19 protein-coding genes are annotated in these 14001 nt (G+C 68.3%); 4 read left to right on the top strand and 15 right to left on the bottom strand.

Annotation, left to right across the window (positions count from 1 at the left end):
* A complete protein-coding gene (locus tag OG817_RS03945; RefSeq protein WP_396397825.1) occupies positions 1-345 on the bottom strand; it encodes a YciI family protein in 345 nt (114 codons plus the stop codon).
* 174 nt (positions 346-519) lie between these two features.
* On the opposite strand from OG817_RS03945, the gene OG817_RS03940 reads away from it, so the two are divergent.
* Positions 520-1413 carry an aldose 1-epimerase family protein gene (locus OG817_RS03940; RefSeq protein WP_406052228.1) on the top strand — a complete coding sequence of 298 codons (894 nt, stop codon included), beginning with the start codon at positions 520-522 and terminating at the stop codon, positions 1411-1413.
* On the opposite strand, the gene OG817_RS03935 is transcribed toward OG817_RS03940, so the two are convergent.
* The 4 genes from OG817_RS03935 to OG817_RS03920 are packed head-to-tail and all read right to left on the bottom strand — an operon-like array spanning position 1391 to position 3768.
* On the bottom strand, positions 1391-1855 hold the full coding sequence (locus OG817_RS03935; RefSeq protein WP_396397823.1) for a PH domain-containing protein: 465 nt from the start codon (positions 1853-1855) through the stop codon (positions 1391-1393). The two genes, OG817_RS03940 and OG817_RS03935, sit on opposite strands and share 23 nt — an antisense overlap.
* 13 nt (positions 1856-1868) lie before the next feature.
* Positions 1869-2717 carry an ATP phosphoribosyltransferase gene (gene hisG / locus OG817_RS03930; protein WP_406052226.1) on the bottom strand — a complete coding sequence of 283 codons (849 nt, stop codon included), beginning with the start codon at positions 2715-2717 and terminating at the stop codon, positions 1869-1871.
* Positions 2718-2762: 45 nt separating this feature from the next.
* On the bottom strand, positions 2763-3026 hold the full coding sequence (locus OG817_RS03925; RefSeq protein WP_131516128.1) for a phosphoribosyl-ATP diphosphatase: 264 nt from the start codon (positions 3024-3026) through the stop codon (positions 2763-2765).
* 49 nt (positions 3027-3075) lie between these two features.
* Entirely contained in the window at positions 3076-3768 is a 693-nt protein-coding gene (locus tag OG817_RS03920) for an MBL fold metallo-hydrolase (protein WP_406052223.1), read from the bottom strand.
* Between the two features lie 18 nt (positions 3769-3786).
* On the opposite strand from OG817_RS03920, the gene OG817_RS03915 reads away from it, so the two are divergent.
* Entirely contained in the window at positions 3787-4800 is a 1014-nt protein-coding gene (locus tag OG817_RS03915; protein WP_406052221.1) for a P1 family peptidase, read from the top strand.
* A gap of 69 nt (positions 4801-4869) precedes the next feature.
* Here the strand turns inward: OG817_RS03915 and OG817_RS03910 are convergent, their stop codons facing one another.
* Positions 4870-5361, bottom strand: coding sequence for an anthrone oxygenase family protein (locus tag OG817_RS03910; RefSeq protein ID WP_406052219.1), 492 nt, complete (start codon positions 5359-5361; stop codon positions 4870-4872).
* On the bottom strand, positions 5361-5999 hold the full coding sequence (locus tag OG817_RS03905; RefSeq protein ID WP_406052217.1) for an NAD(P)-dependent oxidoreductase: 639 nt from the start codon (positions 5997-5999) through the stop codon (positions 5361-5363). The genes OG817_RS03910 and OG817_RS03905 overlap by 1 nt, the downstream gene beginning before the upstream one ends.
* 62 nt (positions 6000-6061) lie before the next feature.
* On the opposite strand from OG817_RS03905, the gene OG817_RS03900 reads away from it, so the two are divergent.
* On the top strand, positions 6062-6559 hold the full coding sequence (locus OG817_RS03900) for a MarR family transcriptional regulator (RefSeq protein WP_406052215.1): 498 nt from the start codon (positions 6062-6064) through the stop codon (positions 6557-6559).
* Here OG817_RS03900 and OG817_RS03895 read toward each other — a convergent pair.
* Positions 6550-7518 carry a helix-turn-helix transcriptional regulator gene (locus tag OG817_RS03895; RefSeq protein WP_406052213.1) on the bottom strand — a complete coding sequence of 323 codons (969 nt, stop codon included), beginning with the start codon at positions 7516-7518 and terminating at the stop codon, positions 6550-6552. The two genes, OG817_RS03900 and OG817_RS03895, sit on opposite strands and share 10 nt — an antisense overlap.
* Before the next feature lie 61 nt (positions 7519-7579).
* On the opposite strand from OG817_RS03895, the gene OG817_RS03890 reads away from it, so the two are divergent.
* A complete protein-coding gene (locus tag OG817_RS03890; RefSeq protein WP_406052211.1) occupies positions 7580-8542 on the top strand; it encodes a hypothetical protein in 963 nt (320 codons plus the stop codon).
* 201 nt (positions 8543-8743) lie between these two features.
* Here OG817_RS03890 and OG817_RS03885 read toward each other — a convergent pair whose 3' ends face one another.
* From OG817_RS03885 to ribD, 7 genes are all read right to left on the bottom strand, one after another.
* A complete protein-coding gene (locus tag OG817_RS03885) occupies positions 8744-9181 on the bottom strand; it encodes a hypothetical protein (RefSeq protein WP_406052209.1) in 438 nt (145 codons plus the stop codon).
* Between the two features lie 111 nt (positions 9182-9292).
* The gene (locus OG817_RS03880) at positions 9293-9730 is read right to left on the bottom strand and encodes a hypothetical protein (protein WP_406052207.1); all 438 of its coding nucleotides are present in this window, start codon (positions 9728-9730) and stop codon (positions 9293-9295) included.
* Positions 9731-9895: 165 nt separating this feature from the next.
* Positions 9896-10366, bottom strand: coding sequence for a 6,7-dimethyl-8-ribityllumazine synthase (gene ribH / locus OG817_RS03875; RefSeq protein ID WP_396397813.1), 471 nt, complete (start codon positions 10364-10366; stop codon positions 9896-9898).
* Entirely contained in the window at positions 10366-11604 is a 1239-nt protein-coding gene (locus tag OG817_RS03870; protein WP_396397812.1) for a bifunctional 3,4-dihydroxy-2-butanone-4-phosphate synthase/GTP cyclohydrolase II, read from the bottom strand. The genes ribH and OG817_RS03870 overlap by 1 nt, the downstream gene beginning before the upstream one ends.
* 1 nt (position 11605) lies before the next feature.
* Positions 11606-12280 (bottom strand): nicotinamide riboside transporter PnuC, encoded by a 675-nt coding sequence (gene pnuC, locus OG817_RS03865; RefSeq protein ID WP_406052204.1) that lies wholly within the window; start codon positions 12278-12280, stop codon positions 11606-11608.
* Positions 12277-12882: a riboflavin synthase gene (locus tag OG817_RS03860; protein WP_406052202.1), complete on the bottom strand. Its 606-nt coding sequence runs from the start codon at positions 12880-12882 to the stop codon at positions 12277-12279. Before OG817_RS03860 ends, pnuC begins: the two co-directional genes overlap by 4 nt.
* Complete coding sequence (ribD, locus tag OG817_RS03855) at positions 12883-13920, bottom strand: bifunctional diaminohydroxyphosphoribosylaminopyrimidine deaminase/5-amino-6-(5-phosphoribosylamino)uracil reductase RibD (protein ID WP_406052200.1); 1038 nt, start codon at positions 13918-13920, stop codon at positions 12883-12885.
* Between the last annotated feature and the right edge of the window lie 81 nt (positions 13921-14001).

The following is a 14001-nucleotide window of genomic DNA, read 5'->3' as shown; positions in this document are numbered from 1 at the left end:
TCAGAACTCCGCGACCGGCCGCACCACGACAGATCCGCCGCCCCGCGACCCCGGACACTTCGCGGCCCAGTCCAGCGCCACGTCCAGATCCGGTACGTCGATCACGTAGAACCCACCGAGCACCTCACGGGTCTCGGCGTACGGCCCGTCGGTGACGGTGCGCTGGCCGTCGTTGGCGACCTGGACCCGGGTCGCGGTGACCAGATCGGCCAGCGACTCGGCGGCGACGACGACTCCGGCGTCCTGGATCTGTTTGTCGAACCGCATCCAGTCCTCGGGCTCGCAGCCGACCACTCCGCCGCTCACGTCGAGCTCACCGGCGTTGATCAAGAGCAGATACTTCACAGTGGAACCTCCTGTCAGCCTATGTACAGCATCTCTACGAACGGGCGCGTGACCTATGGACAGGACGCCCCGAGAATTTGTCAGGATGGGTCCCATGAGCGAGCGAAGCGAGTTCAGCAGCAAGCACAGTGTGCCTCGTGTCTCGTCCGCGCCCGGAGCGAAGCGAGGACGTGGATGAGCACACAGGTAGGTCCGTCCGGTGAGCAGTGGACGCTTCGATCCGGCGGGTACGCCGGCACCGTGGTGAGCGTGGGCGGTGGTCTCCGCGGGCTCACGTACGACGGCCGCCAGGTGGTGCTCGGGTACGGCGAGGACGAACCGGCGCACGCCGGGATCGGCCAGCACCTGTTCCCGTGGCCGAACCGGATCACGGACGGGAAGTACACCTTCCAGGGTGCCGATGAGCAGCTCTACCTGACCGAGCCGGCCCGGCAGAACGCGATCCACGGGCTCACCCGCTGGGCCAACTGGGAGCGCGTCGACGACGGCACTGATGAGGCGGTCGTGGAGGCCGGTCACCGGCTGCACGGCCAGCCTGGGTACCCGCACCAGCTCGATCTCCGCCTCGCCTACCGCCTGGCCGATGGACTCACCGTGACCGCCACCGCGACCAACATCGGCGCGAGCGACGCGCCGTACGGGTATGGAACGCATCCGTATCTGAGCGTCGGCCGGGCGATCGACGAGTGCGTGCTCGAGTTCAGTGCCAACGACTGGCTCGAGGTGTCGCCGGAGCAGATGACACCGATCGGGCTGTCACCGGTGCAGGGATCGCCGTACGACTTCCACACCGGGCGGGTGATCGGCGCGCTCGACATCGACAACGCCTTCACCGGGCTCGGCGGCGGCTCGTGGTCGGTGACGCTGACCGATCCGGGCACCGGCAACAAGTCCGTCCTGACCAGCGACACCCCGTGGCTGCAGCTCTACACCGGCGGTGCGATCGGGCGTACGGCGCTCGCCGTCGAACCGATGACCTGCCCGCCGAACGCCTTCATCACCGGGCACGACCTGGTCGTGCTGAAGCCCGGTGAGTCGCACACGACTACGCTCCGGATATCGGTCTAGGCCCGGCGCCGTGCTGCCGGGCCACCGCGGCCAACTCTTTGGCGGCCCGGCTCGCCCGTGGCCCCTCGGCCGCCTGCACCGCGAGGATGCCGATCCGGTTGCTGTCGGCATCGAACAGCTGGAGCCACGCGTCGCCCGGCCGGAACCGGAGCGCCGTCACCTCGGACCAGCGCAGCGTGTAGGACTTGAACACGTTGCGGATGTGCAGCCGGTCCGGGTACGCCGTCACGCGCAGCGTCGTCATCCGGTAGAGGATCCACAGCACCGCACCGAAGAACGCCAGCAACGTCAGCCGCTGGAACCAGCTGAACGACTCCCGGGCGTCACCCGGCAGCCGGACCCAGATCACACCGAACACCGCGATCAGAGACAACCCCATCACGCCGGCCATCAGCGCCACGATCCGCGGATGGAACGTGAACAGCCGATCGGCGGCGGCCATGTCAGATCCCGGGTCAGATCCGGCAGGCGTGGATGTCCGTGGTGAGGATGGCACGCGCGCCCACCTCCCACAGTTGGTCCATCAGCCGCTGGGCGTCGGCCCGCTGGACCATCACCCGGACGGCGACCCAGCCCTGCCGGTGCAGCGGCGAGACCGTCGGCGACTCCAGACCCGGTGCGACCGCGGTGGCCGCGTCGACCGCCTCGGCCGGGATGTCGTAGTCCATCATCACGTAGTTGCGGGCGATCAGGACGCCCTGCAGGCGGCGTACCAGCTGCTGTATGCCGTTCGGCGGAGTCTCCACGCCGTGCCGCTTGATCAGCACCGCCTCGGACTTGAGGATCGGGTCGCCGAAGACCTCGAGTCCGGCCTGGCGGAGCGTCGTACCCGTCTCGACGACGTCGGCGATCACGTCCGCGACGCCCAACTGGACGGCCGACTCGACCGCGCCGTCGAGGCGGACCACGGCGGCGTCGACGCCGTTCTCGGCCAGGTGGTCGTGCAGCACCCCGGCATACGACGTGGCGATCCGCTTACCGGCCAGGTCCTTCACCGAGTCGGCCGCACCGGGCGGACCGGCGAACCGGAAGGTGGAGCTGCCGAAGCCGAGCTCCATGATCACCTCGGCGTCGGCGTGCGAGTCGAGCACCAGGTCACGGCCGGAGATGCCGACGTCCAGCGTGCCCTCGCCGACGTACACGGCGATGTCGCGGGGACGCAGGTAGTAGAACTCGACCTCGTTGGCCGCGTCGGTGAGCGAGAGCTCCTTGGCGGTCCGGCGCTGCCTGTAGCCGGCCTCGGTCAGGATCTCGGTGGCGGCTTCGCTCAGCGAGCCCTTGTTCGGTACTGCGACGCGCAGCATGGCACTGCCCTTTCTGAAGTGAACCGGTGACTGTCGGAGGGGTTCCTACAGATGTCGGTACACGTCGTCGAGGTCCAGGCCGAGCGCGTGCATCATCACCTGGGTGTGGTAGAGCAGCTGGGACAGCTCCTCCGCGGCCCGCTCCTTGCCCTCGTGCTCGGCAGCCATCCAGGACTCGGCCGCCTCCTCGACCAGCTTCTTGCCGATCGAGTGCACGCCGGCATCCAGCGCCGCCACGGTCCCGGATCCCTCCGGCCGCGTCCGCGCCTTCTCACCCAGCTCGGCAAACAGCTCCTCGAAACTCTTCATCGCGCGCCCAGCCTAGAGGGCCGCTCCCACTCCCCGCCCCTCAGGTCCGCTAGCCGGACTCCGCGAGGGCGGCCGAAGGGCGGCGCGGCGGTGAGTGCGCATCGACGTACCAGTCATGCCGCTCGGACAGGAGTTGTTTGATCATCGCGTAGTCGACGCTGTCTTCTGACGTGCGCTGGTGGTACGGCGGTGGGTAGAAGGCGTCGCCGATGAGTACGACGCCGGAGTCGATGGCCACCAGGGAGTCCGGGGCGTGGTTGCCTCCGACATGGCGCAGTACGACGCCCGTCGGGAGGGTGAGGGTGGCATCGAAGGTCTGGTCGGGGACGACGATGCGGAAGTCGGTCCAGTCGGGGACGGCGAGGGCGCGGGCCCGGAAGCTGGGGCCGAGCTTCGGGTTGGCCTTGACCTGGTCATGCAAGTACCGGTGGCTCCATGGGCGTTCGGCTTCCGCGGTCAGGATCGGCACCGCGGACGAGTGGGCGACCACTGTGACGTCCGGCCAGGCGCATGCGCCCCACGTGTGGTCCCAGTGGTGGTGCGTGTAGACCAACCACCGTGGCGCGGGCAGACCGGCGGCTGCGATCGCCGCCCGGATCTCGCGGGCATGCTCCGGGCTGTTGCCTGCATCGATCAGGACGCTGCCCCGATCGTCGGCGATCACCGCGACCGACGGGCGGATCGCGTCCGGGTCGGGATCGTGCGGGTACAGCCAGACCCGGCCGTTCAGGTGTTCGAGCACCTGGCCGACGATAGCCGCATGCAAACTCCCCGGAGACTCCGCGACCTCGGCGTGGTCGTCGGCACGCTGCCGACCGGCCCGCGCAATGCGATCACCGACGTACCCGGCGTCCGCGTCGGCCAGACCACGATCGCCACCGATGACCTGAACACCGGCGTCACCGCGATCGTGCCGGACGGGTACGCCGACGGGCACCCCGCGGCTGTGGCGGTGGGCAACGGGTACGGCAAGCTCGTCGGGAGCACCCAGGTGGATGAGCTGGGCCGGATCGAGACGCCGATCCTGCTCACCGGAACGCTGAGTGTGTTCCGGGTCGCCGACGCGCTCGTCACCTGGCTGATCGAGCGCGACCCGAAGGCGACCAGCCTCAACCCGGTCGTCGGCGAGACCAACGACGCCTTCCTCTCCGACATCCGTCGCCGCCCGATCACCCCCGAGCACGTCCACGCCGCCCTGGACTCGGCCTCCACCGACCTCCCTGCCGAAGGCTGCGTGGGAGCCGGCACCGGCACCACAGCCCTCGGCTTCAAAGCGGGCATCGGTACGTCGTCCCGCACCGTGGAGCAGGGTTCGGTAGGGGCGATCGTCCAGTCGAACTTCTCCGGACTGCTGACGGTGCTGGGCAGACCGGTTCCGGCTGTGCCGGTGGATGCCGACGGCAACTCGTGCATGATCGTCGTCGCCACCGACCTCCCGCTGGACGCCCGCCAACTGGGCCGGCTGGCCCGCCGCGCGGTCTTCGCTCTCGCCCGCGTCGGCTCCGACTACGCCCCCGGCAGCGGCGACTACGCGATCGCCTTCACCACCAACCCCGCCCCCGGCTACCGGGACAAGGACCTCCGCGCCCCGTTCCAAGCCGTCACCGAGTCGGTCGAGGAAGCCCTCCTCAACTCCCTCACCATGGCCCGCACCACCAAAGGCCACCGCGGCAACACCGCCCAAGCCGTCCCCCACGACCTGATCCAGGCGGCTGTGGGGCTCGGCGCCCGCGGAGACCTCGGACACCATGTGGGGACCCCGGACAGGAAATAACCTGTTCGAGGACCCCGGTTCCTGTCCGCGGTCCCTACCTCGCACCGCGACCGGCCCCGGGGTCGTGGGTCAGGTGTGTACGACGATGGCCGGCGTCGGGTGGTTCATGGGGGCTCGGTGGCTGAGGGTGGCTCCGATCAGCGAGCCGAAGGCGAGTAGCGCGGCGACGGTGCGGATCAGGTGGGCCACTTGCCAGTGGTCGCGGACGGTTGCCCAGTCGGCCGGTGGATTCTGCACCGACCACGACGCCTGGTCCGCGTTGATCGGCAGGTTCATCGCCAGCGTCGTCGCGAACACGAGCGCCAGCAACGCGACCGCCACCAGCACTACTCGTCGATCGTTGCCCCGGGCCCGGATCGCCAGCACCACCGTGGTCACGATCGCCGGAATCAACGTCACCGACGCGAGTGTGTCCAGGGAGTCCAGTTCCACCATCCGTACCTGCGTGTAGACCGAGGCATCGAAACCACGCAACGAGTTCTCGAGCACCAGCACACCCAGCAGGAAGCCGGCGAAGAGCCCGCTGAACAGCAGACTCGCGCCACGGATCAACCGGGACATCAGTACGCCACGCCGACGGGCTGGTTGAGGGTTGTCGGGTCGTCGAGGACGGCGAGCATCAGGTGGGCGACGTCGGCTCGGGAGATGAAGTAGCCGCGAGTGACCGAGCCGCCGACGACTGTGCGGTAGGTGCCGGTCAGAGGTTTGTTGTTCAGCTTGGGCGGGCGGACGAGCGTCCAGTCCGTGCCGCTGCTCATGATGTCGGCCTCCATCACGCGGAGGTCGGCGTACACGTCGGCCGCGAAGGCGTTGATCATCGGGTGGACGACGCGCCGGTTCAGGAAGCTCTCGTCCGGTGGCATCGGCCCGAGTGGCGCCGCGCTCACCGCGACGAAACGGCGTACCGGGGCGGCTGCCATCGCGGCGAGCATCGACCGCGTGCTGCTCGACGCGACCGCTCCGGACTTGCGTCCACGGGGGCCGACTCCGGAGATGACCGCCTCGCTCCCGTCCACCGCGTCCCGCAACGGACCGGCCTCGTCCAGGCCCGGCACGCGGACCACCTCCAGCGACGAGTGTTCCAATTCGAACGGCGACGACTGCCGAACCACCGCCGTCACCTTGTGCCCCGCGTCGAGCGCCTGACGTACGACGTGACCGCCGATCCCACCCGTCGCCCCGAACACTGTGATCCTCATCCGACTCCTCCTGCGCTACCGTGATGTTCTCTGTAACTCATATAGTACGGAAATCATAATATATGGAACAGACATCATCAGGTGACGCGCGCCACGATCCACGCGACCGTCGCCGCGCCGGGAACGAGATCAAGGCCGCGCTGCGCGACCTCCGCATCCAGCTCGCCCTGCTGAACCACCAGGTCGGCGGCAAGCTGGCGCTGAAGGACGTCGACCTCGACTGCCTCGACGTACTGGCTCGCAGCGGCCCGCTGACGCCGAGCGCACTGGCACGGCAGGCGGGTCTGCACCCGGCGACGCTGACCGGGATCCTGGACCGGCTGGAACGCGGCGGCTGGATCACTCGCGACCGGGCCCGCGGCGATCGCCGCAGCATCACCATCCGGGTCCTGCCCGATCGGGGCGTCGAGGTCTTCCGGCTCTACCAGCCGATGATCAGCGCGATGGACGAGCTGCTCGACGGCTACTCCTCCGACGAGCTCGATGTGATCGCCGGTTTCCTGCGCCGCAGTACCGAGGCCGGCCGGACCTCCACCGAGAAGCTGGCCGGTCAGGACTGATAGACGCCGAGCAAGGTGTGGGCGAGAGCCGCCAGCTCGGCCCGCAGCTCCGGCGGCTCGAGCACCTCTACCGCGTCCCCGAACCGGCAGAACGCGGCGGCAGCGTTGGGGATCGACTCGATCGGCACAGTGACGGTCACGCTGCCGTCCTCGGCCGGCTCGGCGGCCGCAACCGCCTTCACCAGCAGGGGAAACGACACGTCGTGCATCTTCGCGGCGAGCCGGGCCGAGACCCGTACGACCGTCTGCCCGGTGAACCGAACCTGGTCGAACTGGTCCAGGTGCTCCTGCCAGAATCCCGCCAGGTCGAACCCCTCCGACCGTTCGAACTCCTCCTCGGTCGGCGTCAGCTCGAGGATGCTCGACACCCGATACGTCCGCATCCCGTTGGCCGTCGCGGACACGACGTACCAGCTGCCGTTCTTCAGCACGAGGCCGTACGGCTCGAGCACGCGCTCGACCTCGCGCGGCGCCTCCCAACGCCGGTAGAGCACCCTGATCCGCCGGTCGTGCAACACGGCATCGGCCACCTGCGCTAGGTACGGCGATGTCTCGGCGTCCTGGTACCACGCGGGCAGATCCAGGTGGAAGCGGTTCTTCAGCCGCCCAGCCCGGTCCCGCTGGTCGGGTGCCAGCGCGGCCAGCAGCTTCAGTTCGGCGGCGCTCGTCTGCTCGGTCAGCCCGAGGGCCGCGGCCGCGCCGGGCAGGCCGACCAGGAAGAGCGCGGCGGCCTCCTGCTCGTTCAGTCCGGTCAGCCGGGTCCGGTACCCCTGGACCAGGCGATAACCACCCGCCCGCCCTTGATCGGCGTACACGGGCACGCCGGCCGCCGCGAGCGCGTCGACGTCGCGGTAGATGGTCCGGAGCGAGACCTCCAGCTCGTCGGCGAGCTCACGCGCGGTCAGCTGCCTGCGGGTCTGCAGCAACAGCAGGATCGACAGCAGCCGGCTCGAACGCATGCCCTGAGGTTAGCCTTTTAGGCTGCCATGGTTTGTCAGGTTTCACGGCCACGCTGGCTGCATGACGACTTGGACCAAGGTGACCGGCGACTTCGACTTCCTGAACGGGTACTTCGACGTCCGGCACCGCACCCTGAAACAGGCCTTCGCCGGTTGCGACGAATGGCAGGAGTACGACGGGACGACCACGGCGCACACGTACTTCGACGGCGCCATCAGCATCGACGAGATGCGCTTCCCGGCCAAGGGGTCGTACGGGCTCTCGGTCCGGCTGTTCGACCCGGTCGCGAAGGAGTGGAGCATCTGGTGGGTCGACAGCCGGACGATGCGGCTGTATCCGCCCGTGCGCGGCGGCTGGTCGGAGGACGGGTCGAACTGCCGGCTGATCGGTGACGACGAACTGGATGGCAAGCCGATCCTGTGCAGCTACGAGTGGTCGGACATCACCGAGACCACGGCGCATTGGGAGCAGGCCTACTCCAACGACGGCGGGAAGACCTGGGAAACCAACTGGATCATGGACTTCACCCGACGCGACACGCCCCCGCCGCCGCTCGACGTACCCAAGCTGACCGGCGACTTCGACTTCCTGGTCGGCCGGTGGGACATGCACAACCGACGCCGCAAGCCGGCGCTCGGGGAGCCGGCCGAGTGGTACGAGATGCAGTCGGAGATGGAAGTCACGACGTACTTCGACGGTGCCGTGAGCTTCGACGAGGGCTGGTTCCCGACCGAGGGCTTCCGCGGCGCGACACTACGGATCTACAACCCGTCGGCGAAGACCTGGGCGATCCACTGGATCAACAGCCTCCGGGGCCAACTGGAGACACCGGTCATCGGAGCGTTCGGCCCCGACGGCACCGGCATCTTCGAAGGCCCGGACGTGTGGGACGGCCAGCCCATCGACGTCCGCTTCACCTGGACCCCCGGAGTCGACAAGGCCGCCTGGGAACAGTCCTTCTCAACCGACGCCGGCCAAACCTGGATCCCCAACTGGAAGATGAACCACACCAGAATCCGGTAGGCAGCGTGCAGATCAACAGGTAGTACACCTGCGAGACGCCGTACACAGCACGCATCTCACGCTCAGGTGTACTACTACCCGCTGAGCACCTCCTGTCCTTCTGCACTACAGCTCGCGCCGGCCGCGCGATTGCCGCCCCGGGGCGGCACCGGCGGCTGCCGACGCGACCGGGGCAACCGCCGGTGACTGATTCCGGGTCGATCAGTCCCTGATGTCGAGCCACTCGTCGCTGTAGTAGTAGTCGAGGCCGTCGTCGGTCCAGCTCACTTCGGTGTAGATCTTGTTGATGCCGCCGACGAGGTTGGGGTCGCCGCTGACCAAGCTGAAGGGTGTCGTGTGCACGCCGCTGGCAGTGCGCGTGTCGGTGTCGACATAGGTCAATCCCGCGTAGGACCTGAAGATGGCCGTCGCGCTGCCGCCGTAGGTGTTGACCACGTTGCCGGTGATGGTCGCCGTCCGGTTACCCCAGACGATGTCGCCCTCGACATAGACCTTGCAGATCGTGCCCCAGTAGATACAGACCTTGAAGTGATCCGGCGCATACTGGGCGGCTGCCTCAGCGGGGACGGCGGCCCCACCTGCAGCGACAGCTGCTGCCACGGCCGCCGTGGTCGCCGCTCGACGTAGAAGATTCCTCACAGTGCTCTCCTTGGTGGTCTCAATGAAGACATGCCCTCGTGCCGGCTGTTATGAGACAGATCGGCGGCTGCGAATAGGGACGCAGCCGCCGTCGATAGCCGGTCCGGTCGTTCAGTCCCTGATGTCGACCCACGTCTCGGAGTCGATGAAGTGCAGGCCGTCGGGGGTATACGTCAGCGTGGTGTAGATCTTGTTGATCCCGCCGACAAGGTTCGGGTCGCCGCTGACGAAGCTGTAGGGCGTCGTGTGTACGCCGCTGGCAGTGCGCGTGTCGGTGTCGACATACGTTGTTCCCGCGTAGCCCTCGAAGGTGGCGGTCGCTGAGTTTCCGACCTGGTTCACCACGTTCCCGGTGACGGTTGCGGTCCGATTCCCCCAGACGATGTCACCCTCGACATACATCTTGCAGAGCCCGTTGAAGTACAGACAGACCTTGAAGTGGTCCGGTGCGTATTGGACGGTTGCCTCAGCGGGGATGGCGGCCCCGCCTGCAGCGATAGCGGCTCCCACGGCCGCCGTGGTCGCCACTCGACGTAGAAGCTTCCTCACAGGTGCTCTCCCAGGTCTCGATGAAGAAGTGCACGCGAAGTCTTCACCGGCAGCACCCTGAGAAACCAGGAAATTGCAGCAAGTGACATTTCAGGTTTAGCGCTCAGGATCCATGACCCGCGCGGCAGGCCGAGTGGGTGCGTAGCAGGCGTGGGGAAGAACCAACTACAGCTCGCGGATGGCGAGGAGGGTGGAGAGGGCTGCTTGGGTGGCTTCGTAGCCTTTGTCTTCTCGGCTGTCGGGGAGGCCGGCCCGGTCCAGTGCCTGTGGGTCGTTGTCGCAGGTCAGTACGCCGAAGCCGACCGGGATGCCCGTGGTCACGCCGACCTGCATCAACCCCTCGGTCGCGGCCTGGCAGACATACTCGAAGTGCGGGGTGTCACCGCGGATCACCACACCCAGAGCGATCACGGCGTCGTACCCGTTCTTTGCCGCATGCAGGGACGCGACCGGCAGCTCGAACGATCCCGGCACCCGCACCACGGTGTAGTCGGTCACGCCGGCATCGTCGAGCGCGCGGACCGCGCCGGCGACCAGGGCGTCGGTGACCTTCGGGTGCCATTGGGCGGCGACGACCGCCACCCGGGCGCCCTCCACCCGGGGGATCTCGATCGAGGGTGCTCCACTGCCCGACATCAGCCGGCTCCGTTCTCTTCGGTCAGCAGTCCGCCGGGCAGGTGGTGGCCCATCCGGTCGCGTTTGGTGCGCAGATACCGCAGGTTGTGCTCGGTCGGGTCGATGGAGATGCCGCGGCGCTCGACCACGTCGATGCCGTAGCCCTGCACGCCCGCCAGCTTGTCCGGGTTGTTGGTCAGCAGCCGGACTTCCTTGACGCCGAGATCAGCCAGGATCTGCGCGCCGGTGCCGTAGTCGCGTGCGTCCGCGGGCAGCCCGAGGTCCAGGTTCGCGTCGACCGTGTCCCGGCCCGCGTCCTGCAACTCGTACGCCTGCAGCTTGTGCAGCAGCCCGATCCCACGCCCCTCATGCCCGCGCTGGTACACCACGACGCCACCCTCGGCCGCGACCTGCCGCATCGCCTCGTCCAACTGCGGACCGCAGTCACACCGCAGCGAGCCGAACACATCACCCGTCAGGCACTCCGAGTGCAGCCGCACCAGTGTCGGCCCGTCGCCGATCTCACCGCGCACCAACGCCAGCTGCTCAGACCCGTCCACCGTGTTCCGGTAGCCATGGGCAACAAAATCCCCGTACCTGGTCGGCAGCGTAGTGGTCGCCACCCGCTGGATCTGGGTCTCGTTCAGCCGCCGGTACCGGATCAGGTCGTCGATCGACACCAGCACGAGCCCGTGCTCGTCGGCGAACGTGCGCAGCTGTGGGCCGCGCTTCATCGTGCCGTCGTCGTTCACCAGCTCCGAGATCACCGCCGCCGGGGTCAGCCCGGCCAACCGGGCCAGGTCGATCGAGGCCTCTGTGTGCCCCGGCCGGACCAGTACGCCGCCATCGCGGCCACGCAGCGGGAACACGTGTCCCGGCTGGACCAGGTCGTACGGCTCGGACGCGGAGTCGGTCAGCACCCGGATCGTCCGGGCCCGGTCCGCGGCCGAGATCCCGGTGCTGATGCCGTCGCGGGCATCGACCGAGATCGTGTACGCCGTCCGCATCCGCTCACGGTTGTGCGGGGTCATCAGTGGGATGCCGAGCCGGTCGAGTTCCTCGCCCTCCATCGGCACGCAGACCACGCCGGAGCTGTACCGGATCAGGAACGCCAGCAGCTCCGGCGTCGCCTTCGACGCGGCGAAGATCAGATCGCCTTCGTTCTCACGGTCCTCGTCGTCGACGACGATCACCGGACGGCCGGCGCGGACCTCCTCGATCGCATGCTCGATCGTGTCGAGCTTCAGCACGGTGCCCATGTCAGCCCACCACCACAGGTTCTGGAGTCACAGCGCGCTCCTTGTTCTGGATCTTCCACCAGGACGCGAATCCGACGATGCAGAAAAGCCCGTAGACGACGTACATGGTGGCCGACGGATAGAACTTCGACTGCACCAGCAGCGGTACGCCGACCACGTCGACGGCGATCCAGATCAGCCAGAACTCGACGAAGCCACGCGCCATCCCGTACGTCGCCAGGATCGAACCGGTCAGGATCCACGCGTCCCACTGCGGTCCCCACGAGCCCAGCTCGCGCAGGACGACGTACGCGATCGCGTAGAGGACGACGCCGATGCCGAGCAGCTCCATCCGCTCCCGGGCGGTGGCCCAGCGCGGCTGGACTCCCGTCGCGGCGCCTTGGTGACGGGTCTGGTACCAGCGGTACCAGCCGTAGAGGCTGACCAGGGCGAAGAACACCTGGCGGCCGGCCTGGCCCCACAGGTCCTTGTCCTGCGGCGTGTCGAACACGCCGCCGACGAAGACCGTGAACAGCAGAACGTTGCCGACGATGCCGACCGGCCAGGCCGAGACCATCCGGCGCATGCCGAACAGGGCGCTGGCCAGGCCGAAGCCGTTGCCGACGATCTCCCGGATCAGTACCGGGGAGCCGGCGATCGTCACCTGCTCGTGCAGCAGCCAGTCGAGCGGGTTCACTTGGTGCCTCCAGCAAGTAGTCGTTCCACGTACTTCGCGATCACGTCGACTTCGAGGTTGACCGTGTCGCCGACCTTGTTCCGGCCCAGCACGGTCAGCTCGAGCGTGGTCGGGATCAGGCTGATGCCGAACGTGCCGGTGTCGTCGTCCACATCGGTGACGGTCAGCGAAACGCCGTCGACAGCGATCGAGCCCTTCTCGGCGACGTACTTGAGAATCTCCGGCGCGGCCGCGACCCGGACTTCCTCCCAGTGCTCGGCCGGCGTACGACTCGCGATCGTGCCGACCCCGTCGACGTGGCCTTGGACGATGTGGCCGCCGAGCCGGTCGTGCGCGGACACCGCCCGCTCCAGGTTGACCTGCGAACCCTTGGCAGCCTGGCCGAGGCTGGTGCGCTGCAGGGTCTCGCGCATCACGTCGGCGGTGAAGGTGCCCTCGCCGGTCGCGACCACTGTCAGGCAACAGCCGTTGACCGCGATCGAGTCGCCGTGGCCGGCGTCCCCGGTCACCTTGGGGCCGCGGATGGTGAGCCGGGCGGCGTCACCTTCGAGCAGGTCGAGCGCCTCGACGGTGCCGAGTTCCTCGACGATTCCGGTGAACATTCAGTGCGTCCTTTGCGGTTCGAGCGGCGTCAGGATCAACCGGACGTCGTCGCCGAGGCGAGTGACGTCCGCTAGCTTGAACCGCCGCAGGTGGTGGATCGATTCCGCGCCGAGGTCGCCGATCGCGGCGTACCCCGAGCCGAGGACAGCCGGGGCGACGTACGCGACGAGCTGGTCGACGAGTTGCGCGCGCAGGAAGGCGGCGGCCAGGGTCGGCCCGCCCTCGAGCCAGAGGTGCCGGATCTGCCGATCGTCGAGCTGGCGGAGTACCTCGGCCGGATCATGCGTCGGCAGCAGCAGGGTCTCGGCGCGGTCGTTGCGAACTCGCGCGGTCGTCGGGATCTCGCGGTCGCCGACGACGACGCGCAGCGGCTGCCGCCCGGCCGGTACGTCGTTCTCGTCGCGAACGGTCAGCTCCGGGTCGTCGTCCAGCACGGTCTGAGTGCCGACAGCAATCGCGTCGCACTCGGCCCGCTTGCGGTGTACGTCGGCCCGGGCCAGCGGACCGGTGATCCACCGGCTGGTCCCGTCCGGTGCGGCCGACCGCCCGTCCAGGGTGGTCGCGAACTTCCAGGTGACGAACGGCCGCCCGGTCCGGACGCTGTGCAGCCAGACCTGGTTGACCGCCTCAGCCTCGGCTTGCAGTACGCCTTGCTGGACGGTGATGTTCTTGCGCCGGAGCTTCTCGGCGCCTCCGGACGCCTGCCTGTTCGGGTCCGCGACGGCGTACACGACACGGGTGATCCCGGCCGCGATCAGGGCGTCCGCACACGGCCCGGTCCGGCCGGTGTGATTGCAGGGCTCCAGCGTCACGTACGCCGTACCGCCGCGAGCCGCCGGTCCGGCCATCCGGAGGGCCTCGACCTCGGCGTGCGGGCCACCGGCAACGGCATGGAAGCCCTCACCGACCGGATGGCCGTCGGGGCCGGTGATGACACAGCCGACCACCGGGTTGGGATGGGTGGTGCCGATGCCGCGTGCGGCCAGCTCGATCGCACGCCGCATCCAGGCCACATCGATCGGCGAAGCGTTGTTCACTCACGGTCCCTCGTCGTCACGGACGCACTCCGGGGCCATGACAACCGGCGCGGCAATCCCCGCCGTCCAGCCGGTCCTCAG

Source organism: Kribbella sp. NBC_00889 (assembly GCF_045207705.1).
Classification (GTDB): Bacteria; Actinomycetota; Actinomycetes; order Propionibacteriales; family Kribbellaceae; genus Kribbella.
The sequence above is the reverse complement of the archived record's forward strand: the minus strand, read 5'-3'. Positions and strand labels throughout refer to the sequence as shown.